Raw genomic sequence first — 23,787 nt, forward strand, 5'->3', positions numbered from 1 at the left:
ATCGCTATGCGACCGTGACGATCCGCCGTCGCGATCGAACGCGCTGCTCAGCGGGTACGTGCAAATGAAATTGCATTGTCACGCACGTTGCAGGGTCGCGCTCAGATGATGTTGCAGGGATTCGCCGACGGCGGCCATCCGCAGCGTGTACTCGATGGTGTCGCCGGTCACATGGAAGGAACGGCCTACCGCGGTCACCGATTTCGCCGACCCGCTCAACCCGATATTCGTCGAATTCAATTCGAGTCGAATTCCGTCGACGGTTTCGGTGAGTGTTCCCTCGCAGATCTCGGTGATTCCGGTGGGGTGGGCGAGCACCAGCTCGACCCTGCCGGGTGCGGGCGCGCGCAGATAGCCCGTCTCCGCGTGCAGCGGGCGGCCGTCGTCGGCGGCCTTGGTCCGCTGCCGGTACGTCAGGAACGGGCGGCCCAGATGACCGAAGGTGATCTCCTCGAGGTAATCGAAGGGATCGATGGTCGGGTACTCACCGTGACCTCGCCCGCGCCAGGTACCGAGCAGCGGTGCCAGGGCGGCGACGGCGGGATGCGGGGCGATGGGCGCGCTTGGTTCGACCACGCGCGACAGCCTAGACCTGCCACCACAGCCATGTTCACGGCACACCGTCACACGGGTCGGGATAAGGTCAGCGTCGCCTGAACGCCGTCCGGCGGAGGTCGAAAGGAATGAACGTTGAACGGACATGTGAGGGGCACCCGCCGGGTGCTGTCCGGGCCGGTGCGCGGTGCGGTTCTCGGCGCGGTGCTCTTGGTCGCTGCCGCGTGCTCGAGCACCGATCCGGCGGGCGACGGTGTCGCCGCCCTCGACGGCAACCGGTACAGCCGAACCGATCTGGCCGCCAGCTCCGACTCCTATCACGCCCAATTCACCATCGCCGAGATGGTCGACGCCTGGGGTCTGGCGAATCGTCCCAAGGGCGCGGGCGGACATTTCTGGGTCGGCGCGGGTGGTAAGTCGTTCCAGTTCCTCGGTGATGTCAGCGAGTCGGCGGATCCGGCATTGCAGAAACTCACCAGGGACCAGTTCGAATCCGTCGCGATCCCGGGCACCGATGCCGACCCGTCCGACAAGTCGGCGGGCAAGACGACCGGTGTGGTGTTCAACCCCGCCCCGATCAATTCCGATCTGTTCGCGGTGCGCGACCAATGGGTCGATCTGAACGGAATGCCGGTCCCGCTCGGCGGTTCGGCGCGATTCATCGTCGGCACCGATTCCGGCCGGATCAACGCCTGGACCGAGCAGGCCCCCGACGGAGCCGTCATCCGCCGCAACGGCGGCGCCAACCAGGTTTTCGACGGTTCGGCCCAGGGCATGTCGTTCCTCGGGCTCGCGCTCGCACCCTCCGGTGACAAACTGCTGGCCGCCGACTTCGGCGCCGACCCGCAGATCCGCACCTTCGACAAGTTCTGGCAGCCGGTGGCGACCACTGGCTTCGCCAATCCGTTCGCCACCGGCAAGCCCATCGACCCCGCCAGTCCGGAGAAGGGCAACAAGGCCGTTCCCGGTGACCCGGCACCGTTCAACATCACCACGGTCGGCAGCCGGGTGTTCGTCTCCTACGCCGTGACCAAGGCCGACAAGAAGGACCCCGAGGCCTTCGACAAGGGCGAGGAGGTCTCGCTCGACGCCAAGGCCGACGAAGCGGCCGACGGCACCCCGGACAAGGGCAAGGTCGCCGAATTCGACGCGGCGGGCAAGCTGGTGCGCATCATCGACGACGGCGGGCGCCTCAACGCACCGTGGGCGGTGACGATCGCGCCGTCGAATTTCGGTGCACTCTCGGGCAAGTTGCTGATCGGCAATTCCGGTGGTCTCGGCCGGGTCCTCGCCTTCGACGACACCACCGGAACCTTCGTCGACTACCTGCGCGACAGCGACGGCGAGCCGGTGCAGATCGAGGGACTGTGGGCGTTGACGTTCGGCAACGGTGAGAGCGCGGGCGACGCCGACGCGCTGTACTTCACCGCAGGCCCACGTGAGGAGAAGGACGGACTGTTCGGCAGTCTGCGCGCGCTGTAGCGCGGCGGGCACACGCCAGGCGAACAGGACAACCTGGATGTCCGCAGGCCTGTTCGCTTCCGTCTGGCATCGTGGTAGGGGACAGTGGTGGCGGAGTGTTTGCCGGGGTGGCCGAGCCGGAGGTGCCAGATGACGGTGATGCGCTGTGAGACGCGGTTTTCGGTCGACCGGACCAGGTTGCCCGGACGTGAGCTGATGCTCGCCGCGTTCCGTGGAATGGCCGAGGGCTACCACCCGGTGCTGCACGCGGCGGCCGAGCTCGCGGTGCTGCACCAGGTGCGCGACCGCACGCCGGCCTTCGAGGCGCCCGGCCTCGACCGTCGCCGGGCGCAGCTGATGCGCGCGATCGACCGCTGGGTGATCCTGGCCGCCCCGCTGCCCTCGGCCACCGCTGCCGAGCACTGCGAAACCCTCGGCATGCTCGTCGACCGGCTCGCCGCGCACAGCGCGCGACTGTTCGTCACGATGGCCGACGCCACCGACGCGCAGTTCTACGACGAGTGGGCCCGGCTCGACGACCTCGCCGAGAGCTACCAGCGTCTCATCGACGATCTGTGGGCCGGTTCCCGCTGTCTTCCCTCGGTCGTCCACTGACCGATGCCCCCGGAATTGTTGGCTCGGTAGAACTTTCGTACGACGTACCATTTGTTGTGCGCACAGACGAGGAGCAGGCGCGGACCTGCGAGTGGTCCCGCGAGGTGTACGCCGAACCACGACCCGCTGCCGCGTTGTCGACCGTGCTGCCGATCCGTCCGCGCTCCAACTCGGTAGACGGCACACCGCTGTTCTGTCTCGCCGGTGAGGCGGGCCTGGCTTGGCCGTTCGCCTGCCTGCTCGCCCACCTCGAGCCGGAGGTACCCGTCTACGGACTGCAGACGCTTGTCGACCTGCCGACGATCGGCGACTACGCGCAGCACTTCCTGACCGAGATCCGCCGGATCGCTCCGCAGGGGCCGTACCGGTTGCTCGGATGGTCGGCGGGCGGCCTCGTCGCCCAGGAGATGGCGGTGCGGCTAGGGGAGGACAAGCAGGTTGTCCGGGTTGTCCTCCTGGGCACGGATGCCGGCGCCGGAACGCTGTCGCCGACGACGCCGGGCAGATTTGTCGAGCGTCTCATCGGCGTCGCGGACAACGAATCCGGTTCGCCCACCCCGGAAACGGGCATTGACACATCAGCGGCCGAATCGACCGACAGGCTGGCGGGCACGATCGCCGTGACGGGCGACGGATTGCGGCACCTGATCGATCACTCCGACGCGCTCGCACGCGCAGCGTCGACCCACCGCCCACGGAGCCTGCCCGGCGATCTCGTCCTGGTCGTCCCCGAGCGCGATCGACCCGATGCGACTGCCGTGGTGGGGGATTGGCGACGGATGGCGGGCACAGTGACGGGCCATGCCGTCGACGCGACCCTCGACGACCTCCTCGCACCCGAGGTCCTCGCCCAGATCGCCGACCTGCTCACCGAATGAGTGCAGCTACCGCTTTCGATCCAGCCCGGCCGCGATCTCGTCGCGTGCCCGCTGAATCAGCGCGGCGGAATCACGTGGGCTCAGCGCCATGGCCCGCAACTGGTCGAAGATCACGCCGAACCGGCGGATCTCCGAATGACCTTCCACCAGGTCGTGCACCGACATGCTCTCCACGTACACCAGTTCGGGGTCGACGGGATTGCGGAAGTCGAGCAGCGTGAACGACCCGGCCATGCCGGGATGCGCGCCCGCCTCGAACGGCAGGACCTGCAGGATCACGTTCTTGCGCTTGGTCTCCTCCAGCAGCCGGTCGAGCTGGCCGACCATGGTCACCGGACCGCCGACCACCCGGCGGATGGCGGCCTCGTCCATCACCACCCACAGCTCGAGCGGATCGTCCTTCGTCAGGTTGACCGCGCGGTCCATGCGCGCCTTGGCCCGGCTCTCCATCACGGAGGCATCGAGGCGCGGCATCGACGTATCGATCACCGCCGCCGCGTATTCGAAGGTCTGCAACAGGCCGGGCACAGTTGAGGTCTGGTACTGACGTGCCGAAAGTGCTTCCGCCTCGAAGTTGATGTAGGTGGCGTAGACATCGGACAACGCGCCTTCGTACGCATGTGACATACCCGGTTTGAGCGCGTCGCTGAGCAGGCTCATGGCCTCCTCGCGCATTTTGTCGCTCACCTGGTACAGGTCGAGCATCGCGCTGAGAGTGCGCCGCTGCGGGCGCGCCTGCGCCATTTCGATGCGGTACAGCGTCGTCACGTTGATGCCGGTGCGCGCGCTCACGTCCTCTTTGCTGAGCTGGGCGGATTCGCGCAGCTCACGGAGCATCGCGGCGAGCCTGCGAAGCCGGACGGTGAGTGTGGTTCGCTTGCCTGCCATGGGTGCCCCTTCGCCTGTGGCGCGTCACGTGAATCGCATTATTGCGCTGCTCGCCCATGCTGTCACGTGTTCGGGAAAGAATGCCGGTCGGCCTGTTCGCAGGTGGTCAAGTGACCCGCGGTTCTGTCAGGGCGGCTTTACTGCAGGAGTGACAACGCAATCTTGCGTTTCCCGTTGTGAGCGAGCATGATCCAGTTAGCCTGGTTGCGAGCAAGCCGAACAGAAGACCGGGATAACCGAATCGAGAGCCAATCATGTTGGTATACAAATCTTGGGTGTCGGGTGAATTCGGGGCGTTGCGATGAGCGCGCCGGTGATGGGTGGGGTACTGCCGACGGCGCCACAATTGTTGTGCGCCTTTCAGGGGCGGCGTTTCCAGGATCGCGAATTGCTGCGATCGGCACACGCGCTCGCTGAGCTGCACGAACGGCGGGCACAGGTGCGTGACGCCGCATTGATCGCCGAAATAGATTGCCGTCGCGGAGAACTCGTCGACGACATCAACGACTGGATTGTCGCCGAGATTCCGGTGAACAGAACAGGCGCGTCGTTGCATACCGAAAGTCTCGGCGCCGTCGTCGACCGGATGGCGCGCAGCTGGGTGGATGCCAACCAGGCCATCGACCTGGACGGCGCGCGAAGCGACAGCACGCACAAGCATTGGTATCACCTTGCCGAACTGGTCGACGGCTACACCGACCTCGTCACCGATGTGATCGGTGGCAGGCGAAGGCTGCCCGAGCAGTAAGGGCTACGTGGGTTCCGGTGACAGCCTCGCCTCGAAGGCGACGCGGTCACCACGATAGAGCGAGCGCACCCGTTCGATGGGTGTGCCGTCCGCATCGACACTTCGCCTGTGCAGCAGCAACATCGGTAGTGCGGTCGTGCTTTCGAGCAGGCCCGCTTCCCGTGGCGAGGCGAGAACGGTCTCGATGCGTTCCCGCGCACCGGCAAAGCTCACGCCGGTGGCGCGGATCGCGGCGTAGAGCGACGTGGTTGGGTCGTAACTGCCACGAAGCCCGCCGAAACGATGCAGTGGCAGATAGGTGCTTTCCAAGCCGATACGTTCACCGTCGGCGAGCAGGACGCGTTCGAGGTGCATCACCGGCGTGCCGGGTGCCACCTCGAGATCGGTCGCGGTCTGCGCGTCGGCGGGAACGTCTTCCCAGGCGACGACTATGCGGCCGGGTACGCGGCCGAGGCTGATCGCGCCCTCGGTGTAGGAGCGCAGCGACAGCGGCTGGGTGAGTTTGGGCCGCGACACAACCGTTCCGCGCCCGCGCCGGCGAATCCTGCCCTCCACCAGCAGTTCTCGCAGCGCGTGGCGCACCGTCTCGCGCGCCACTCCGAAGCGGGTGGCGAGATCGCGTTCCGACGGCACCGGGTCGCCCTCGTCGAGTTCGGCGAGGATCGCGTCGATTTCGGTGCGGACGCGGAACACCTTCGGGACGCGCGTGGTGTGCGGTGAATCCATGCCGCTCAGCGTACCCGGATTGGTCTATACCAAAAGTTAACGCGGTGTTCGCTCCGGCCACACCTATCGGTCTAGACCATTTGCCACTATCGGTGCCATGCGATTGGTCATCATCGGTGGTGGGATTCTCGGCACGGCGCACGCCTGGGCCGCGATAGCCCGCGGCCACGAGGTCGTCCACCTGGAACGCGAACGCGAGGCGCGCGGCGCGACGGTCCGCAACTTCGGCCTGGTCTGGGTATCCGGGCGGTCGGCGGGCGAACTGAAACTCACGCTGCGTTCGCGCGAGCTGTGGGAGGAGATCGGTGGTCGCGTCGCGGGTGTCGGTTTCCGGCCCGCCGGGTCCATCACCCTGGTCCGCACCCCGGCGGAGCTGGCCGTCGCCGAGGCCGCCGCGGCGGGGCCGGCCGCTGTCGATCGCGGTTTCACCCTGCTCGAACCCGAGCAGGTGCTGGCGCGTAACCCGGCGCTGCGCGGCAAATACCTTGCCGGCCTGCACTGTTCGACCGACGCGGCGGTGGAGTCGCGCCAGGCGCTGCCCGCGTTGCGTGCCCACATGGCCGCCAGCGGCCGCTACACCTTCCACGAGTCGACCGAGGCCCGGTCGGTCACCGATACCGGCGCCGGTGCGGTGGTGCTCGACGATCAGGGCCGCCGTCACGAGGCCGACCTGGTCGTGCACTGCCCCGGCGCGGCGCATTCCGGGCTCACCCGGGAACTGGCCGGTGTGCTGCCGGTGCGCCGGGTGCGGTTGCAGATGATGCAGACCGAGCCGCTCGGCGAAGAACTCACCACGGCGATCGCCGACGGCGACAGCTTCCGCTACTACCCGGGTTTCGCCGGCCCCCAGGTGGATTCGCTCACGCGCGAACAGTCGCAGACCGCCACCGCCGCCGAGCACAAGATGCAACTGCTGTGTGTGCAGCGGCTGCACGGCGGGCTGACCATCGGCGACACCCACGAATACACCGAACCGTTCGCCTTCGACGTCGACGAAGCGCCCTACGACCACCTCACCGAGGTGACCGAGGAACTGCTCGGCCGCAAGCTGCCACGCGTGGTGCGCCGCTGGGCGGGTGTCTACAGCCAGAGCGTCGACCCGGACGCCATCGTCACGCGGGTGCGGGCCGACACCAACGTGTGGGTAGTGACCGGCCCCGGTGGTCGCGGCATGACGCTGGGCCCCGCCCTCGGCGAACAAACCGCCGACGAGATCGGACTGTGAGGATGACCGTGCACCACGACAACATTCAGCTCGCTGTGCTCGACATGGCCGGCACCACTGTCGCCGACGGCGGGCTGGTGCTTCGCGCCTTCGAGGAGGCGGCGACCGCGGTCGGGATCGAGTCCGACGGCCCACGTCGCGAGACGGCCCGCCGGTACGTGCTCGACACCATGGGGCAGTCCAAGATCGAGGTCTTCCGCGCGCTGCTCGGTGACGAGGACGCGGCCCAGGCAGGCAATCGCGCCTTCGAGGCGGCCTACGACGCGCTCGTCGGCGAGGCCGACATCGCGCCCGTACCCGGTGCGGTAGAGGCGATCACGGCCCTGCGCGACGCGGGTGTCCGGGTGGCGCTGACCACCGGGTTCAGCCGCGGCACCCAGGACAAGCTGCTGTCCGCGCTCGGCTGGGCCGAGCTGGCCGACCTCACCCTCGCCCCGTCCGACGCCGGCCGTGGCCGTCCCTACCCGGACATGGTGCTCACCGCGGCCCTGCGACTGCGGGTCGACGCGGTCGACCGGATCGCCGTCCTCGGCGACACCACCAGCGATATCGCGACCGGTCTGGCGGCCGGGGCGGGCATCGTCGCGGGCACCCTGACCGGTGCGCACAGCGCGGCACAGCTGCGAGAGGCGGGCGCAACTCACGTCATCGACTCCGTCGCCGACTTCCCCGCTCTGCTCCTTGCCTGAACTTCCGTTGCGGCGACCGCCGCGGCGAATGCACCTCCGTGAAACGAAAGTTGCTGTCATCGTGCGTACTTCCCCCACCAGACGCCGCCTCGCGCGCACCGCGTTGCTGCTGGCAGGCGTCACCGCCGTCGCGTTCTCCTCGGCGTGTGGCGGCACCGGAACCGAATCGGCCGACGGCCGCACCGTCACCGTGTACTCGGCCGACGGCGTCGGCGGCTGGTACAAGAACCGCTTCGACGAATTCACCGCGCGGACCGGGATCGCGGTGAACCTGGTCGAGGCCGGGTCCGGCGAGGTGGTCAACCGGGTCGACAAAGAACAGTCCAACCCACAGGCCGACCTCGTGGTCACCCTGCCGCCATTCATCCAGAAGGCCGAACAGTCGGGTCTGCTCCAGCCCAGCGGCATCGACACCGCCGCGATCCCCGCCGCCGACAAGGATCCAGACGGCAACTACGTGACGATGGCCAACAACTTCCTGTGCTTCATCGCCAACCCGTCGGTCGATACTGCCGCGCTCACCTGGGACGACCTGCTGAAGCCGGAGTTCAAGGGCAAGCTGCAGTACTCGACGCCCGGCCAGGCCGGTGACGGCACGGCGGTGCTGGTGCTGCTGCAGCAGTTGCGCGGCAAGCAGGGTGCGCTGGACTACCTGGCGGCGTTGCAGGCCAACAATGTCGGCCCGTCGTCGTCGACCGGCAAGCTGCAGGCCAAGGTCGACAAGGGTGAGCTGCTCATCGCCAACGGTGACGTGCAGATGAACCTGACCACGGTGAAGGAGAAGGGTTCGAAGTTCAACGTCTTCTTCCCCGCCGCCGACGGCAAGCGCTCCACCGTCGCGGTGCCGTACATGATGGGTCTTGCCAAGGGTGCGCCGCACAAGGACGACGCCACCGAGCTGATGCGTTTCCTGCTGGCGCCCGAGGCGCAGGCAGCGCTCGGACCCGAGGCGTTCGCGGTGTCGCCGCGTACCGATGTGCCCGCGCCCGCCGAGGGCGGTCCCGCCGCGGCGATGCGTGGTGTCGACGTGGTTCCGGTCGACTGGAACACCGTGCTCACCGAACTGGATGCCGATCTCGCGGCATACCAGAAGGCAACCGGCAGCTGAAACCCCCTGTAAAAGGAGTCGACAATGTCCGATGGTGACGTCCGCACGGGGTCCGTCGTTTCGGCCGGTGCCACCACGACCGAACCGGCGATCGTGTTCGACCGGGTCGGTGTGAGCTACGGCCGGGGCCGCAAGGCCGCTGTCGCGCTGGCCGACTTCAGCCTGCGCGTCGCCGTCGGTGAGACGGTGGCGTTGCTCGGCCCGAGTGGGTCGGGTAAGTCGACCGCGCTCAAGGCGCTGGCCGGATTCGTCCGTCCCACTTCGGGTTCGGTGCGGTTGGCCGGACGCGATGTCACCGCGTTGTCGCCTGCCGAGCGGGGGATCGGCGTGGTCGTGCAGTCGTACGCACTGTTCCCGCACATGAGCGTGCACAGCAATGTGGCGTTCGGGTTGAAGTCGCAGCGGGTGCCGCGCGCCGAGATCGGGCCGCGCGTCACCGAGGCCTTGGAGATGGTCGGCATGGGTGGTTACGCCCAGCGCCTGCCGAGGGAGCTGTCGGGTGGTCAGCAGCAGCGGGTGGCGATCGCCCGTGCGCTGGCCATCCGGCCCAAGGTGCTGCTGCTCGACGAACCACTCGCCGCCCTCGACGCTCAATTGCGGCACTCGATGCTCGGCGAACTGCAGGAACTGCGGAAAGCGTTGCCCGACACGGCGATGCTGTACGTCACCCACGATCAGGCCGAGGCGCTCGCCCTGGCCGACCGGATCGCGGTGATGCGTGATTCGCGCCTCGTCGACATCGACACCGCCGAAAACCTCTGGCAGCGACCGCCTTCCGATTTCACCGCCGGGTTCCTCGGCGGGGCGAATCTGGTGCCGTGCACGGTGAAGCACGTCACCGGGACGGCGGCGCTGGTCACCGCGGGCACCTCGACGCTGCGTGCCCAGGCGCCGGTGCCCGGTGTCGGGCAGGACGAGTGGAAGCCCGACGACGACGCGCTGCTGTGCGTGCGCCCGCACACCGTCAGCCTCGGCAAGACCTCGGATCGCGACGCGTTGCGCGCCACGGTGCGAAGTGCGGTCTGGCGTGGAGCCTCGACCCGGGTCGAGTTGGATGTCGACGGGTTGCCTTCGGTGCTCGCCGCCGACGTACCGGGGCATTTCACCGCTGCGGTGGGCTCGGTGGTCGGTGTGGTGTTGCCCGATCCTGCCGGTGTGTTGATCGCGAACACGATCGGTGCGGGTTCTCGCGGCGTGGGATCGGCATCATGATCTCGGCTGAATTCTCTGCGGTGGTCGGACACGACTTCGGTGTGTCCTACGACGGCGAGGTGCGGTGATGAGCGCACCGGTGCTCGATCCTCCCGGAGTCGCCGATTCGGAAGCTGTTGGTACGCAGCGCTCGTGGGTGCCCGTGCTCTGGGCTTTGCCGCCGGTGCTCATCGTGCTCGGCATCGCCGGCTATCCGATTCTTCGAGTCCTCACGGAGTCGACGCGCACGCCGAGCGGACGCGGCACCGAGGTGTGGTCCTCGGTTCTCGGCTCGGCGGCCTTCCGGGAAGCGTTGTGGCGCACCATCTCCATCGCCGTGTGTTCGACGCTCGGCTGCCTGGTGCTCGGCACGTTCCTCGCGATCGTGCTCGCCTTCGTGCCGTTTCCCGGCTCGGGTGTGGTCGGCAGACTCATCGACACCGTCCTCACGCTGCCGTCGTTCCTCATCACCCTGGCCTTCACCTTCCTCTACGGCACGGCCGGTGCGGTGAACGCACTGATCACCGAATTGACCGGGGCGACAACGCCTGTCATCGATTTCCTCACCACGCCGCTGGGGGTGATCCTCGCCGAGATCACCTTCTTCACCCCGTTCGTGGTGCGACCCGTGCTCGCCGCGTTCGCGCAACTGCCACGCGAACAGCTCGATGTGGCGGCCAGTCTCGGTGCCTCGCCGTGGCGGGTGTTGCGACAGGTGGTGCTGCCCGAAGCGTGGCCCGCGCTGGCGGCAGGCGGCAGCCTCGTGTTGTTGCTGACGCTCAACGAGTTCGGCATCGTGCTGTTCACCGGCGCCAAAGGTGTCATCACGCTGCCCGCGTTGATCTACACCCGTGGCATCGTCACCTTCGACCTGCCCGGCGCCGCCGTCCTCGCCACCGTGCAGGTGGTGCTGTCACTCACCCTGTATCTCGTCTACCGGTTCGTGTTCGCCCGGTTCATCGCCCATCCGAAGGAGGACTGATCGTGCTCGTCTGGACTCCACGCGGAAAGCTGTTGGTGCTCACGGTCTTCGGGCTCGTGGTGACGGTGGTCTTCGTGGCTCCGATCGCGACGGTCGTCCTCGCCGCGCTCGCGGGCACCTGGACCGGCCCGCTCCCGTCGGACCTCGGCTTCGCCAACCTCGGCGCTGCGGTGAGCGGTGAACAGGCCGCGAGCCTGTCGGTGAGCCTGCAGACCGCGCTGCTCGCGGGTGCGGTCGCCCTGATCGTGGGCACCTGGGCCGCCCTCGCGGCCCGTGAAGCTCCCACCTGGTTGCGCCGCCTCACCGACGCCGTCTTCCACCTGCCGGTCGCGGTGCCCTCGGTGGCCATCGGCCTGGGCGTCCTCATCGCCTTCAACGAACGTCCGCTGCTGCTGGGCGGCACCAAGTGGATAGTCATCCTGGCCCACACCGTCCTGGTCCTCGCCTACGCTTTCAGCGCTATCTCCGCCGCCCTCGACCGCCTCGACCCCGCCTACCGCCAAGCCGCCGAATCCCTCGGCGCAGGCCCGCTGCGGGTCCTGCTCCAAATCACCCTCCCCCTCCTCCTGCCCGCCCTCGGCGCCGCAGCGGGCCTCTCGATAGCCCTGTCCATGGGTGAACTCGGCGCCACGATCATGGTGTACCCCGCCACCTGGAAGACGTTGCCCGTCAGCATCTTCGCCCAAACCGACCGAGGAGAAGTCTTCGACGCCGCCGCCGCGACAACCATTTTGGTCGCGGTGACTCTCGTAGTCCTCGTGGTGCTCGGCCGGTTGCGCGGCCGCGCAACCGTGCGCTGAGCGTTGCGTCGACGGCGCGGCCTCGGTCGCCCCGAAGCTAGAGCAGTGCGGCGGCGTCTACCGCGGTGAGACCACCGTCGATGCGCAGGTCGTGGCCGTTGATGTAGGAAGCCTCGGCGGAGGCGAGGAACGCGACGGCGGCGGCGATGTCCTCGACGGTGCCGATCCGGCCGGCGGGGGAGAGGGCCGCGACTCCGGCCTGTGCCGACTCGGAGAGTTCGGCGCGGAAGGCCGGTGTGTCGATGTAGCCGGGGCTCACCGAATTGACCCGGATACGCCGTGGCGCCAATTCCGCCGCGAGCGTGCGCGTCAGATTGTGTACGGCCGCCTTGCTCGCCGAATACAACGCCGCACCCGGCACACCCCGATGCAGGCCGAACGACGCGTTGATGACGATGGCACCGTGGTCGACCAGCAACGGCAACGCCTTCTGGATCGTGAAGAACGCCCCCTTGAAATTGCTGTCGATCACCTGCCCGAACAGGTCGTCACTTACCTGCTCGATCGTCTGAAAGGACCCGATCCCCGCATTGGCGAACACCACATCGAGCCGCCCGAACCGCTCCGAAATCGTCCCCATCACAGCATCCAGGTCGTCGAGATCAGCCATGTCCCCGGCGATCCCGACCGCCTGATCACCCAACTCCCCGACCGCCGCATCGAGCCGCCCCTTGTCCCGGCCGGTCACCACAACCCGCCCACCCTCCGCGATCAACCGCCGCGCAGCAGCCAACCCCATCCCACTGCTCCCCCCGGTAACCAGAGCGATCTTCCCGTCGAACCGAAACCTGTTGTGCGTCATGCACTCACCCTGCGCCTCCGCCGAACAGGCAACCAGTGCGCGTTTATCAGGGGTGTGCCAACACCACCCTGGCGGCACGGAACGGCGGATGCTCAGCGCGAGACTCGCGGAACCGGTGTCTTCCCCGTCTTAGCGGGAAGCGCGGGCGCTGACCCGAACAGTAGGTGGTGCGTACAGCCACCGCTGTTCGTCTGCTAATTCTCGCTGCGCCACCGCGATCGTCTCTTGTGAGACTCCGTGGACTACCAGAGCTTCGTGCGCCTGCGCCCAGGTGAGGCTCCACATGCGCGCCATCGGTGAATCACCGCGAAAGAAGGGAATGTCGGCGTCGGCCCGGATATCGACGAGCCCGAGCGCCGCCAACCGAGTGGGCAGCGTGCGCGCCCACGATTGGTTGGCACCCGCGGTTTCGGTGGAACGGGCGAAGGCGCGCCAGACTTCCCCGAATGCTCCCGGCATCTCACCGAGCATACCGAGCCCATCGCCTTCCTCGAGCACGAGCACTCCGCCCGGTGCCAATGCCCGAGCCAATCTCTCTACTACGATTTGTCTTTCGGCGATGTGGAGCAGCACGAACCGGGTATGGACGAAATCGAAGGCGCCTGCGGGGAGCGGATCGGTGACGAGGTCCATCCGGACGGTTTCACCACCGCGGTCCGGCAAGTCGGTGAGATGACGCGGATCGGCGTCCACAGCCAGTACTCGGCCACCGGGCAGCGCGACGGTGCACAGCCAGCGTGCGAAAGACCCACCACCAGCGCCGGCCTCGAGGCATCGCCAGCCGGCAGCTACGCCGAGCTGTTGCGCCAGCGCGATACTCCCCGGGTCGTACGCCCCACCGAGCAAGCTCAGCCGTTCCTCGGCGAGACTCCAGTCGTTGGGCAGTGTGTAGTCCATCCTCAGACGCTAGGACCGTCGACCTGAACGTCGAGGTGATTCGGCGACCCCCGGCCACGTCAGTGGTCGATGCCACAGGGCGTACAGACGATGCCGCTGCTGTTCTGGCTCAGGCGGATTCGGTGAGGTGGAGGTGGGGGAGGGTGGTCAGGCGGGCGTGGGTGGCTGTGCCCGGTTTCGGGTTGTAGAGGACTACGGACCAATTGGGGTTGTCGGCGACGGTGAGGGTTGTCGCGTCGAAGAACAGTTCGCCGGCTTCGGGGTGGAGTAGCGCGTTGACTGCTTGCGCGGGTACACCCACCTCGTGCCGGTCCCACAGTTGTGCGAAATCGGGTGACGATGCCACGAGGTCTTTTGCCACACGGTCGAATTCGTCGTCGTGCGGGGCGAGCGCCGCGTCGGCACGGTAGGCCGCGACAACACCCGGTGCCGCAGCGGCCCAGATCTCGGGCAGGCCACGGTAGCGGGGACTGGTGAAGAAGGTAACGAGGCAGTTGTGTGGTTCCCCGTCGTCGCAGCCGAAGAGCCGACCGGCAAGAGTGTTGAACGCCAATATGTTCCAGTAGCAGTCGCGCACCACGGCGGGCCCACGCTCCCACCCATCGATGAGCGCCCGAATCTCCTCGGTCACCGGCGTTCCCGACCCACTCGCGGGCGGCGGGTTGAGTCCGGCGAGCAGATACAGGTGCGAGCGCTCGGCATCGTCCATCCGCAGCACCCCCGCCACCGCGTCGAGCACATCGCCGGACACCGAAATGTCGCGTCCTTGCTCGAGCCACGTGTACCAAGACACCCCGACCCCCGCCAACATCGCGACCTCCTCCCGTCGCAACCCGGGCGTCCGCCGCCGCCCACCCGCAGGCAACCCCACCTCACCGGGTGAGATCCGCTCCCGCCGAGCCCGCAGAAACTCGCGCAATTGTTCACGCCGCCGAACCGATGCCGCACCGCCCATGACTCCAACGTAGTCACTCGGGGCAGTGGGGAGATCGGGGGTCGCGGAGTGTGCCGCACCGAACATGGCTTCGCGGGTCGGTGTGGTGCGGCACGCTCGGCAGGGGTCAATCGACGATTGCCGTTGCCTCGAGTTCCACCATCATGTCCGCCTCGAACAGTGCGTCCACGCCGATGAGTGAGGCGGGGGGCATCGGGTTGGGTAGGCCGATCTCCGCGGCGACGGATTCCACGCCGGACATGAAGGCACCGGCCTGGTCGGGGGTCCATCCGGTGACGTAGAAGGTCAGGCGGAGGACGTCGGCGAAGGTGGCGCCTGCGCCGGCCAGGCCGACGGCGGTGTTGCGCAGGGCTTGGGCGACCTGGCCGGCAAGGTCGCCGGGTGCGACGGGCGTTCCGTCGGCGAGACGGGCGACCTGCCCGCTGACGTGCACGTGCCGCGATCCGGTGCCCACAGCCACGTGGTGGTAGGGCGCGGGCTGCAGCATTCCGGCGGGGGTGATGTGCTCGACAGTCATGGTTCTTGCTCCGTTCGTTGTAAGTATCGCTAAGCTACCTAGTGCACAAAGGACACTTCAACGAAATCAGGTTTCAGCATGGATACCGCCGACGAACTCCGCATCGACACCGCGCACCGTGAGCTGCTGGACCAGGTGCTCGACAAGTGGTCGCTGAGCGTTCTCAACGAACTCTGCGAGCGACCGTCCCGGTTCAACGAATTGCGCCGCGCCATCCCCTCGGTGACGCAGAAGTCGCTCACCGCGACCCTGCGCAGACTCGAACGCAACGGGGTGATCGAACGGCACGTGGTCGGCACCCGTCCGGTCGCGGTCGAGTACCGGATCACCCCGCTCGGCAAAACCCTGCGCCACCCGGTCGACGTCCTGCTCGCCTGGGCGGCCGAACAGATGCCCGCGATCCACCGCGCCCGCGATGCCTACGACGAGCGTGAGGAAGCAGAACTGGGTGCGAGGTGAATCCGGTGGGCCTTGGCTCATCGGGGAGGACTCGACCGCAACGTCGTCGCCTGCGAGTCTGTGTCGGTACCCGGGCTTAGGCTGATGACGTGTCGGTGCTGCCTCTGATCTTCACCGCTGGCTGGGCCAGCGGGATCAACGCGTACGCGGTGGTGTTCCTGCTCGGCTTGTTCGGGCGGATCGGGTGGACCGACGACGTGCCCGCGGGCTTGGAGCGCACCGATGTGCTCGTCGCGGCGGGCGTGCTGTTCCTCATCGAAGCCGTGGCCGACAAGATCCCGTACCTCGACTCGTTCTGGGATGCGGTGCACACGGTCGTGCGTCCGGCATCCGGGGCGGTGGTGTCGGCTCTGATTGCCGGACAAGACGATTCGCTACCCACATTGTTCGCCGCGGCCGTGGGCGGCACGACCGCGCTGGCCAGTCACATCGTCAAAGCCGGTACCCGGATGGCCATCAACACCTCACCGGAACCGGTCACCAATATCGCGATGAGTACCGCCGAGGACTTGAGCGTCGGCGGCATCATCACGCTCGCGGTGTTCTTTCCGGTTCTGGCAGCCGTCATCGCCGCGATCTTGCTGGCGATCGGGTTGTGGGTCGTGTACCTGTGCGCCAGCCGGATCCGCCGCTACCTGCGACGAAGAAGGGAACGGCGCGAGACGCGACCGGTCGACGCACTCGAGTAGATCACCGCGCCTGCGGCGCCACCTTCGAACCGAGCAGATCGATGGTGTGCAGCACCTTCTCCGGCGGCAGTGTGCCCACGCTGGTATGCAGCATGAACCGGTCGAGGCCGAGGGTGTCGCGGACATCGGCGATCTTGGCCGCCACGTAGTCCGGGGTCCCGACGAACAACGACCCACTCTGAGAACGCAACGCGTCGAACTGCTGGCGCGTCATCGGGCCCCAACCGCGCTCGCGTCCGATCACCGACATCGCCATCGCGTACGGCTCGTAGAAATCGGCGACCGCCTGCTCGTCGGTGTCGGCGATGTACCCGTGCGCGTGCACCGCGACCGGCTGCTTCTCGTGCCCACCTTCGGCCAGCGCCCGGTGATAGAGCTCGACCAGCGGCTTGAACCGCGCGGGCTGCCCACCGATGATCGCGATCGCCAACGGCAGACCGAGCAGCCCGGCGCGGATCACCGATTCGGGACTGCCGCCGACCGCGATCCACACCGGCAGCGGCCGGTCGTCGGTGCGCGGGTAGACGGTGGCCTCGTGCAGCGGTGCGCGGAACCGGCCCGACCAGGTGACCGGCTCCTCCTCGCGCAGCCGAAGCAGCAGGCCGAGTTTCTCCTCGAAGAGCGCGTCGTAATCGCCCAGGTCGTAACCGAACAGCGGGAACGATTCGGTGAAAGACCCACGCCCGGCCATCAATTCGGCCCGCCCGTTCGACAGGCCGTCCAGCGTCGCGAAGTCTTGATACACGCGCACCGGGTCGTCGGAGCTGAGCACGGTCACCGCGCTGGTCAGCTGGATCCGTTCGGTACGGGCTGCCGCCGCGGCCAGGACCACGGCCGGTGCGGAGGCGGCGAAATCCTGGCGGTGGTGCTCGCCGACGCCGTACACATCCAGGCCTGCGGCCTCGGTGGCCACGGCCTCGTCGACCACCTGACGCAGCCGCTCGGCCGCCGTGGGCGCGGGCAGATCGCCCGTGGGGTACCGCTCGGCGAAGGTGGTGAGCCCCAGTTCCATGTGAACCTCGTTTCCAGGTCGCGTTCTGTTCCCCAGTCTAAACGGACCGTGGTCCGATATCATTCCCGTTTATGCTGGCCTCATGATCGAGGACCCCGCCGACGACCTGACGGTCACACCACCGAAGCAGTGGGCGGTCGGTGTCCCCGCCGTGGTCAACGCGCTGAAGTACTCCCTGTCGCAGAGCACGCTGCCGCGCACCGCGCTCACCTTGCTGAACATCAATCAGACCGATGGTTTCGACTGTCCCGGTTGCGCGTGGCCGGAGCCGAAGCACCGGACCACCAACGAGTACTGCGAGAACGGCGCACGCCACATCGCCGACGAGTCGACCACGCGTCGCGTCACCGCCGATTTCTTCCGCGAGCATCCCGTCGCCGAACTCGACACGATGTCGGACTACTGGCTCAACCAGCAGGGCCGCCTCACCGAACCGATGGTGAAACGACCCGGCGCCACCCACTACGAACCCATCGGCTGGGACGACGCCCTCGACCTCGTCGCCACCACCCTGCGCGGCCTCGACTCGCCGGACGAAGCCGTGTTCTACACCTCGGGCAGGCTCAGCAACGAGGCCGCGTTCCTGCTGCAACTGTTCGTGCGCGCCTACGGCACCAACAACCTGCCCGACTGCTCGAACATGTGCCACGAATCCAGCGGGTCGGCGCTCACCGAAACGCTCGGTGTCGGCAAGGGCAGCGTGTCGCTGGAGGACATCTATCAGGCCGACCTGATCTTCGTCGTCGGTCAGAATCCCGGCACCAACCATCCGCGCATGCTCTCGGCGCTGGAGCAGACCAAACGCAACGGCGGCACGATCATCGCGGTGAATCCGCTGCCCGAGGCCGGACTCATCCGGTTCAAGAATCCGCAGAAGGCGCGCGGTGTGCTCGGACGCGGCACCGCCATCGCCGACCAGTTCCTCAAGATCCGCCCCGGCGGCGACCTCGCCCTGTTCCGCATGCTGAACCGGCTGCTGCTCGATGCCGAAGACGCTGCCCCCGGCACCGTGCTCGACCACGAGTTCATCGCCGAGAACACCAGTGGTTTCGACGAATTCGCTGAGCAGGCCCGCGCGATCAGCTGGGACACCGCGCTCGCCGCCACCGGGCTCACGCGCGAGGAGATCGAGCAGGCGCACCAGCGCGTGCTGGCGAGCAAGAAGATCATCGTGTGCTGGGCGATGGGCCTCACCCAGCACAAACACGGCGTGCCGACCATCCGCGAGATCGTCGACTTCCTATTGCTGCGCGGCAATCTCGGCCGCCCCGGTGCGGGTGTGTGCCCGGTGCGCGGGCACAGCAACGTCCAGGGCGACCGCACGATGGGCATCTGGGAACGTCCGCCGCAGGCCTTCCTCGACGCGCTCGGCACAGAGTTCGCCTTCACCCCGCCCGCAGCACACGGTCTGGATTCGGTCGGCGCCATCCGTGCCATGCGCGACGGCAAGGCGAAGGTGTTCGTCGGTGTCGCAGGCAATTTCGTACGCGCCACCCCCGACAGTGAGGTCACCGAGGCGGCATTGCGTCGCTGTGCGCTCACCGTGCAGATCTCCACCAAGCTCAATCGCTCGCACACGGTGTGCGGCGATACCGCGCTGATCCTGCCGACACTCGGCCGCAGCGACCGCGACATCCAGGCAGGCGGCGAACAATTCGTCACCGTCGAGGACTCGATGAGTGAAGTGCACGCCTCGCGCGGGCGCCTCGACCCGGCCTCACCACACCTGCTCAGCGAGGTGGCCATCATTTCCCGGCTCGCGCGCCGCACGCTGGGATCCTCGGCGATTCCGTGGGAGGAGTTCGTCGCCGACTACGGGACCATTCGCGACCGCATCTCCCGGGTCGTGCCCGGTTTCGAGAACTTCAACGAGCGGGTGGCGCAACCGGGTGGGCTGCGGTTGATCAATCCGGTCAACGAGGGCGTCTTCCGAACCGCCACCGGTAAGGCGCGGTTCACCTGCAACGAGGTGACCTCGCTCGACGTGCCACCGGGTTACCTCGTGTTGCAATCACTTCGGTCCCACGACCAGTGGAACACCATTCCCTACGGCAGCGACGACCGCTATCGCGGCATCCACCACGCGCGCCGGGTGGTGCTGGTCAACCCTGACGACCTCGCCGAACGCGGCCTGGCCGACGGCGACACCGTCGACATCGTCAGCGTGTGGCGCGACGGCAGTGAACGGCGGGCCGAGAAGTTCGTCGTGGTCGCCTACCCGGCGAGCCGGGGGTCGGCGGCGGCCTACTACCCGGAGACCAACGTCCTGGTACCCCTCGACAGCGTCGCCGACATCAGCAACACCCCGACCTCGAAGGGCATCGTCGTCCGCCTCGAACCTGTCACGACCGATCCCGGGGTCCGCTGAGAGGTCGCCAGGGAGCTCGTGTGGCAGCTCGGCTTTGCACAATCAGGCACGTATGGGCCGCCAGCGGCTACAGCACCCTGGTGGACCCGGTTGTTTGCTGTAGATGTGCTGTGCCACAATCGTTCGATCATGGTCCGCCACACCGGCTTCCGGTACCAACTCGACCCCACCGTCGAGCAGTCGGTAGTGCTCGCCCGCCACGCCGGAGCGGCCAGGTTTGCGTTCAATCGCAGCCTCGACACGGTGAAAGAAGCGCTCGCCCTCCGCAAGACCGATCCTGAACACCGGGTGCCCTGGTCGGGGTTCGACCTGATCAACGACTTCAACGCTTGGAAGAAGACCGAAGATGCGGGACGGGTCGTTGCCGTCGACTCGGGTGGGACCGCTCAGATAGTGGTGACCGGGTTGGCGTGGCGAAACCAGTTGTGTCAGCAAGTATTCGAAGAAGCTGCTGTCGACTGCGGACGCGCGCTGGCCGCGTTCACCGATTCCCGCAGGGGCAAACGAGCGGGTCGGCGGGTCGGGTTTCCCCGGTTCAAAAAGAAGCTCGAGACCACTCCCTCATTCCGCATCCGAAACAAGCACTCCAAGAACGGGCGGGCCGCGATCCGGGTCGGCGATAATGAGACCGTTCGTTCGGTGACGTTGCCGGGGATCGGTGCGATCAAGGTCCGGGCCGATACCCGACGCTTGCGGTGCATGCTCGCGAAGGGACGGGCAAAGATCCTGTATGCCTCGGTCAGCTTTCGGGCCCAGCGGTGGTGGATCAGCTTGACGTGCGAAGCGAGTGATCTGCACCACAAACACCACCACCAGCCGCACAACCCCGGCGATCAAGGTGGCTGGGTGGGGATCGACCGCGGCTTGACCGTGCTTGCGGTCACAGCGACCGCCGAGGGTGCCGAGCTCGCACGGGTCGCCGCGCCTAGACCGCTGACAGCAGCCCTTGGTACCCAACGTCGACTCGCGAAAGCGGTGTCACGCAAACAGCGCGGGTCGATCAAACACCGCCAAGCCGCCATGCGATTGGCGCGACATCATCACCGCGTCGGAAACATTCGTCGTCATTTCGCTCATGAGCTCACCAACGAGCTGGTCAAAAACCACGACCGGCTCGTCATCGAAGGCTTGAATGTGGCGGGAATGCTGGGCAACCGCCATCTGGCTCGCGCGATCAGCGATGCTGGGTGGGCCGACCTCGCTCGGCTGTTGACGTACAAGCAAAGATGGCGGGGCGGCGAGATCGCGGTCGCGGATCGATGGTTTCCGTCGAGTAAACGCTGCTGCGTCTGCACGAGGATCAACCCAGGTCTGCGGTTGGCTGATCGAGTTTTCGTGTGCGAATGCGGGCATCGTGGTGACCGGGACTACAACGCTGCGGTCAACCTCGCGCAATGGCCCACGATCGAGAAAGTCTTCTCACAATCCCCGGACCCCCGAGCAGGAGGCCGGGTTACCAAAGCTCGCTGACAGGTGGGCGCTGGCCGACACCCTCGCGGTGTTGGTGAAACCAACCTGGTCGACGCGAGAACCATCGCTCACTCCGCGGTTGTGGCGTGAAGTGACGGACGCCCGAGAAGGGCGGTGTCTGGATGCTGCAGAGTGTCGAGACACGCTGTAAGTACACTTCCGGTATGTCCGTGCGCACCCGTCAGCCACTCGTCCCCGGCACCCAGTCGCCGATCCGGGATGTCCCGCGTTCCATCGAGCGCCCCGAATACGTGTGGAAACCGACGGTCAACGAGGGCAAAGAGCCCTGGGTGCAGACGGCCGAGACCATCGAGAAGATGCGGATCGCGGGCAAGATCGCCGCCCAGGCACTCGAGGAGGCGGGCAAGGCGGTGGCGCCCGGCGTCACCACCGACGAGCTCGACCGCATCGCCCACGAGTACATGTGCGACCACGGCGCCTACCCCTCCACGCTGGGCTACAAGGGTTTCCCCAAGTCGTGCTGCACCTCGCTCAACGAGGTGATCTGCCACGGCATCCCCGACTCGACCGTGATCGAGGACGGTGACATCGTCAATATCGACGTCACCGCCTACATCCACGGCGTGCACGGCGACACCAACAAGACCTACCTCGCCGGTGATGTCGACGAGGAGGTGCGGCTGCTGGTCGAGCGCACCGAGGAGGCGACCAACCGGGCCATCAAGGCGGTCAAGCCGGGCCGCGCGCTCAATGTCATCGGCCGTGTCATCGAGGCCTACGCCAACCGCTTCGGCTACGGCGTTGTTCGCGACTTCACCGGTCACGGTGTCGGCCCCACCTTCCACAGCGGCCTGGTGATCCTGCATTACGACCAGCCCAGCATCGATTCGGTCATCGAACCGGGCATGGCCTTCACCATCGAGCCGATGATCAACCTCGGCGGCATCGACTACGACATCTGGGACGACGGCTGGACCGTGGTCACCAAGGACCGCAAGTGGACCGCGCAGTTCGAACACACCCTGGTGGTCACCGAGACGGGCGCGGAAATCCTGACCCTGCCGTGAGTGGTGTGCTGCGCGGGGCACTGCTGATCGCCGGGACCACCTCCGACGCGGGCAAAAGCGTTGTGGTGGCGGGGATCTGCCGGATGCTGGCGCGGCGCGGGGTGCGGGTGGCGCCGTTCAAGGCGCAGAACATGTCGAACAATTCCGTCGTCACGCTCGACGGTGGGGAGATCGGGCGCGCGCAAGCTCTGCAGGCGCGCGCCTGTGGGCTCGAGCCGAGCGTGCGGTTCAACCCGGTGCTGTTGAAGCCAGGCAGTGATCGCCGTTCCCAATTGGTGGTGCGTGGGAAGGCGATCGGAACAGTCGGCGCACGAGACTATTTCACGCGCCGTCAGCAGTTGCGGGAAGTAGTCGCGGACGAACTCGCGTCGCTGCGTGCGGAATTCGATGTGGTGATCTGTGAGGGCGCCGGGTCGCCCGCCGAAATCAACCTGCGCGCGACCGATCTGGCGAACATGGGGCTGGCGCGTGCGGCGGACCTTCCGGTTCTCGTCGTCGGCGATATCGACCGGGGCGGGGTGCTGGCCCATTTGTTCGGCACTGTCGCCGTCCTGGAACCCGAAGACCAGCAACTCATCGCGGGGTTCATCGTCAACAAGTTCCGCGGTGATGTGTCCCTGCTCCAACCCGGCCTCGACCAGCTCTACGCCCTCACTGGCCGCCCGACCCTCGGCGTGCTCCCGTTCGCCGAAGACCTCTGGCTCGACGCCGAAGACTCCCTCGGCACCATCGCGGGCACTCCCGTCGGCCGCCCCGCCCCACCCCACGGGACCGACTGGCTCACCGTCGCCGCCATCCGCCTACCCCGCATCTCCAACTCCACCGACATCGAAGCGCTGGCCTGCGAACCCGGCGTCTCGGTCCACTGGGCCGACAGCCCCCACCAGATCGCCGGCGCCGACCTCGTCGTCCTGCCCGGTTCCAAATCCACTGTCTCCGACATGGAATGGTTGCGCACCAAGGGAATCGATGACGCCCTGCGAGCCCGAGCCGCAGCGCGTCGCCCCATCCTCGGCATCTGCGGCGGCTACCAGATGCTCGGCTGCCGCATCATCGACGGCGTGGAATATGTGGTCGGAGATCGCATTCCGTCGCCGACGGCTGCTGTTCCTGAGCGCGACGCCGCCCCGGCAGGCTTGCCCGGGCGTGACTCGGCTTCGGCGGGTGTGCCCGAGCGCGGCGTGGCTTCGGTGGGTGCGCCCGAGTACGACGCTGCCCCGGGACGTGCGCCTGCAGACGAGGGAGTTCAGGCCGGGAATCCGTGGGTGGGCGACGGCCTCGGCCTGTTCGACCTGGACATCGAGTTCGCGGAGCCGAAGATCGCACAACAGGTAGCCGGGACTGCCGCCGATGTCCCGGTCCACGGCTACGAAATCCACCACGGCCGGGTGCGGCGTACCGGCGACCCTGCCTGGCTCACCATCGGCGGTGCTCCGGAAGGCAGTGCACGAGAAGCGATCTGGGGTACCCACGTGCACGGCGTGCTCGAATCCGACGAGTTCCGCCGCGCCTGGCTGACCGAAGTCGCCACTCGAGCGGGACGTACCGGCTTCACCGTCGCCCCCGATACGTCCGTCGCCGCCGTGCGGGAAGCCCAGCTCGACCTACTCGCCGACCTGATCGAGAAGAACGTCGATATCCCCGCCCTGGAAGAACTGGTAGCGCGCGGCGCGAGCAACCTCCCGATCATCCGAAGTGGAATCCTCGACGTCCCCGGTGCGTAA

The 23,787-nt window shown here is 67.2% G+C and carries 24 protein-coding genes; 16 read left to right on the forward strand and 8 right to left on the reverse strand.

What is annotated here, in order from left to right; genetic code table 11:
• Nucleotides 1-78: 78 nt before the first annotated feature.
• Nucleotides 79-576: a peroxynitrite isomerase gene (locus tag LDL21_RS13730; RefSeq protein WP_225280383.1), complete on the reverse strand. Its 498-nt coding sequence runs from the start codon at nt 574-576 to the stop codon at nt 79-81.
• A gap of 114 nt (nt 577-690) precedes the next feature.
• On the opposite strand from LDL21_RS13730, the gene LDL21_RS13735 reads away from it, so the two are divergent.
• The 3 genes from LDL21_RS13735 (at nt 691) to LDL21_RS13745 (ending at nt 3,509) form a co-directional block, all read left to right on the forward strand.
• Nucleotides 691-2,037, forward strand: a complete 1,347-nt coding sequence (locus tag LDL21_RS13735; RefSeq protein ID WP_225280384.1) for a TIGR03118 family protein — start codon at nt 691-693, stop codon at nt 2,035-2,037.
• Nucleotides 2,038-2,166: 129 nt separating this feature from the next.
• Nucleotides 2,167-2,631: a DUF4254 domain-containing protein gene (locus LDL21_RS13740; RefSeq protein WP_181696841.1), complete on the forward strand. Its 465-nt coding sequence runs from the start codon at nt 2,167-2,169 to the stop codon at nt 2,629-2,631.
• Between the two features lie 56 nt (nt 2,632-2,687).
• Entirely contained in the window at nt 2,688-3,509 is an 822-nt protein-coding gene (locus LDL21_RS13745; RefSeq protein WP_225280385.1) for a thioesterase domain-containing protein, read from the forward strand.
• A 6-nt stretch (nt 3,510-3,515) separates the two neighbouring features.
• On the opposite strand, the gene LDL21_RS13750 is transcribed toward LDL21_RS13745, so the two are convergent.
• Nucleotides 3,516-4,397 carry a helix-turn-helix domain-containing protein gene (locus LDL21_RS13750; RefSeq protein WP_181696843.1) on the reverse strand — a complete coding sequence of 294 codons (882 nt, stop codon included), beginning with the start codon at nt 4,395-4,397 and terminating at the stop codon, nt 3,516-3,518.
• Between the two features lie 388 nt (nt 4,398-4,785).
• Here LDL21_RS13750 and LDL21_RS13755 point away from each other — a divergent pair, with 388 nt between their 5' ends.
• On the forward strand, nt 4,786-5,145 hold the full coding sequence (locus LDL21_RS13755) for a DUF4254 domain-containing protein (protein ID WP_067496462.1): 360 nt from the start codon (nt 4,786-4,788) through the stop codon (nt 5,143-5,145).
• A 3-nt stretch (nt 5,146-5,148) separates the two neighbouring features.
• On the opposite strand, the gene LDL21_RS13760 is transcribed toward LDL21_RS13755, so the two are convergent.
• Nucleotides 5,149-5,871 carry a GntR family transcriptional regulator gene (locus LDL21_RS13760; RefSeq protein ID WP_225280386.1) on the reverse strand — a complete coding sequence of 241 codons (723 nt, stop codon included), beginning with the start codon at nt 5,869-5,871 and terminating at the stop codon, nt 5,149-5,151.
• Nucleotides 5,872-5,968: 97 nt separating this feature from the next.
• Here LDL21_RS13760 and LDL21_RS13765 point away from each other — a divergent pair, with 97 nt between their 5' ends.
• From LDL21_RS13765 to LDL21_RS13790, 6 genes are all read left to right on the forward strand, one after another.
• Nucleotides 5,969-7,096 carry a TIGR03364 family FAD-dependent oxidoreductase gene (locus LDL21_RS13765; RefSeq protein ID WP_225280387.1) on the forward strand — a complete coding sequence of 376 codons (1,128 nt, stop codon included), beginning with the start codon at nt 5,969-5,971 and terminating at the stop codon, nt 7,094-7,096.
• Nucleotides 7,097-7,098: 2 nt separating this feature from the next.
• Nucleotides 7,099-7,785: a phosphonatase-like hydrolase gene (locus LDL21_RS13770; RefSeq protein WP_225280388.1), complete on the forward strand. Its 687-nt coding sequence runs from the start codon at nt 7,099-7,101 to the stop codon at nt 7,783-7,785.
• A gap of 61 nt (nt 7,786-7,846) precedes the next feature.
• A complete protein-coding gene (locus tag LDL21_RS13775; protein ID WP_225280389.1) occupies nt 7,847-8,893 on the forward strand; it encodes a 2-aminoethylphosphonate ABC transporter substrate-binding protein in 1,047 nt (348 codons plus the stop codon).
• 24 nt (nt 8,894-8,917) lie between these two features.
• Nucleotides 8,918-10,105, forward strand: coding sequence for an ABC transporter ATP-binding protein (locus LDL21_RS13780; RefSeq protein ID WP_225280390.1), 1,188 nt, complete (start codon nt 8,918-8,920; stop codon nt 10,103-10,105).
• A 67-nt stretch (nt 10,106-10,172) separates the two neighbouring features.
• Complete coding sequence (locus LDL21_RS13785) at nt 10,173-11,066, forward strand: 2-aminoethylphosphonate ABC transporter permease subunit (RefSeq protein WP_225280391.1); 894 nt, start codon at nt 10,173-10,175, stop codon at nt 11,064-11,066.
• Between the two features lie 2 nt (nt 11,067-11,068).
• A complete protein-coding gene (locus tag LDL21_RS13790; RefSeq protein WP_225280392.1) occupies nt 11,069-11,866 on the forward strand; it encodes an ABC transporter permease in 798 nt (265 codons plus the stop codon).
• 37 nt (nt 11,867-11,903) lie between these two features.
• On the opposite strand, the gene LDL21_RS13795 is transcribed toward LDL21_RS13790, so the two are convergent.
• From LDL21_RS13795 to LDL21_RS13810, 4 genes are all read right to left on the reverse strand, one after another.
• Nucleotides 11,904-12,668 (reverse strand): glucose 1-dehydrogenase, encoded by a 765-nt coding sequence (locus tag LDL21_RS13795; RefSeq protein WP_225280393.1) that lies wholly within the window; start codon nt 12,666-12,668, stop codon nt 11,904-11,906.
• 129 nt (nt 12,669-12,797) lie between these two features.
• Nucleotides 12,798-13,565 (reverse strand): class I SAM-dependent methyltransferase, encoded by a 768-nt coding sequence (locus LDL21_RS13800; protein WP_225280394.1) that lies wholly within the window; start codon nt 13,563-13,565, stop codon nt 12,798-12,800.
• 109 nt (nt 13,566-13,674) lie between these two features.
• Nucleotides 13,675-14,586 carry a helix-turn-helix transcriptional regulator gene (locus LDL21_RS13805; RefSeq protein WP_308017131.1) on the reverse strand — a complete coding sequence of 304 codons (912 nt, stop codon included), beginning with the start codon at nt 14,584-14,586 and terminating at the stop codon, nt 13,675-13,677.
• 40 nt (nt 14,587-14,626) lie between these two features.
• A complete protein-coding gene (locus LDL21_RS13810) occupies nt 14,627-15,037 on the reverse strand; it encodes a RidA family protein (RefSeq protein WP_225280396.1) in 411 nt (136 codons plus the stop codon).
• Nucleotides 15,038-15,115: 78 nt separating this feature from the next.
• On the opposite strand from LDL21_RS13810, the gene LDL21_RS13815 reads away from it, so the two are divergent.
• Nucleotides 15,116-15,496, forward strand: coding sequence for a winged helix-turn-helix transcriptional regulator (locus LDL21_RS13815; RefSeq protein ID WP_225280397.1), 381 nt, complete (start codon nt 15,116-15,118; stop codon nt 15,494-15,496).
• Nucleotides 15,497-15,585: 89 nt separating this feature from the next.
• A complete protein-coding gene (locus tag LDL21_RS13820) occupies nt 15,586-16,185 on the forward strand; it encodes a DUF4126 domain-containing protein (RefSeq protein ID WP_181696855.1) in 600 nt (199 codons plus the stop codon).
• A gap of 1 nt (nt 16,186) precedes the next feature.
• Here the strand turns inward: LDL21_RS13820 and LDL21_RS13825 are convergent, their stop codons facing one another.
• On the reverse strand, nt 16,187-17,197 hold the full coding sequence (locus tag LDL21_RS13825) for an Atu2307/SP_0267 family LLM class monooxygenase (RefSeq protein WP_225280398.1): 1,011 nt from the start codon (nt 17,195-17,197) through the stop codon (nt 16,187-16,189).
• A gap of 82 nt (nt 17,198-17,279) precedes the next feature.
• On the opposite strand from LDL21_RS13825, the gene LDL21_RS13830 reads away from it, so the two are divergent.
• From LDL21_RS13830 to LDL21_RS13845, 4 genes are all read left to right on the forward strand, one after another.
• On the forward strand, nt 17,280-19,565 hold the full coding sequence (locus LDL21_RS13830) for an FdhF/YdeP family oxidoreductase (RefSeq protein ID WP_225280399.1): 2,286 nt from the start codon (nt 17,280-17,282) through the stop codon (nt 19,563-19,565).
• Between the two features lie 129 nt (nt 19,566-19,694).
• On the forward strand, nt 19,695-21,035 hold the full coding sequence (locus LDL21_RS13835) for an RNA-guided endonuclease TnpB family protein (protein ID WP_225280400.1): 1,341 nt from the start codon (nt 19,695-19,697) through the stop codon (nt 21,033-21,035).
• A gap of 164 nt (nt 21,036-21,199) precedes the next feature.
• The gene (map, locus tag LDL21_RS13840) at nt 21,200-22,063 is read left to right on the forward strand and encodes a type I methionyl aminopeptidase (RefSeq protein ID WP_225280401.1); all 864 of its coding nucleotides are present in this window, start codon (nt 21,200-21,202) and stop codon (nt 22,061-22,063) included.
• A gap of 8 nt (nt 22,064-22,071) precedes the next feature.
• A complete protein-coding gene (locus LDL21_RS13845; RefSeq protein WP_255675074.1) occupies nt 22,072-23,787 on the forward strand; it encodes a cobyric acid synthase in 1,716 nt (571 codons plus the stop codon).

Origin of the sequence: Nocardia rosealba (assembly GCF_020216065.1) — a bacterium.
GTDB lineage: Bacteria > Actinomycetota > Actinomycetes > Mycobacteriales > Mycobacteriaceae > Nocardia > Nocardia rosealba.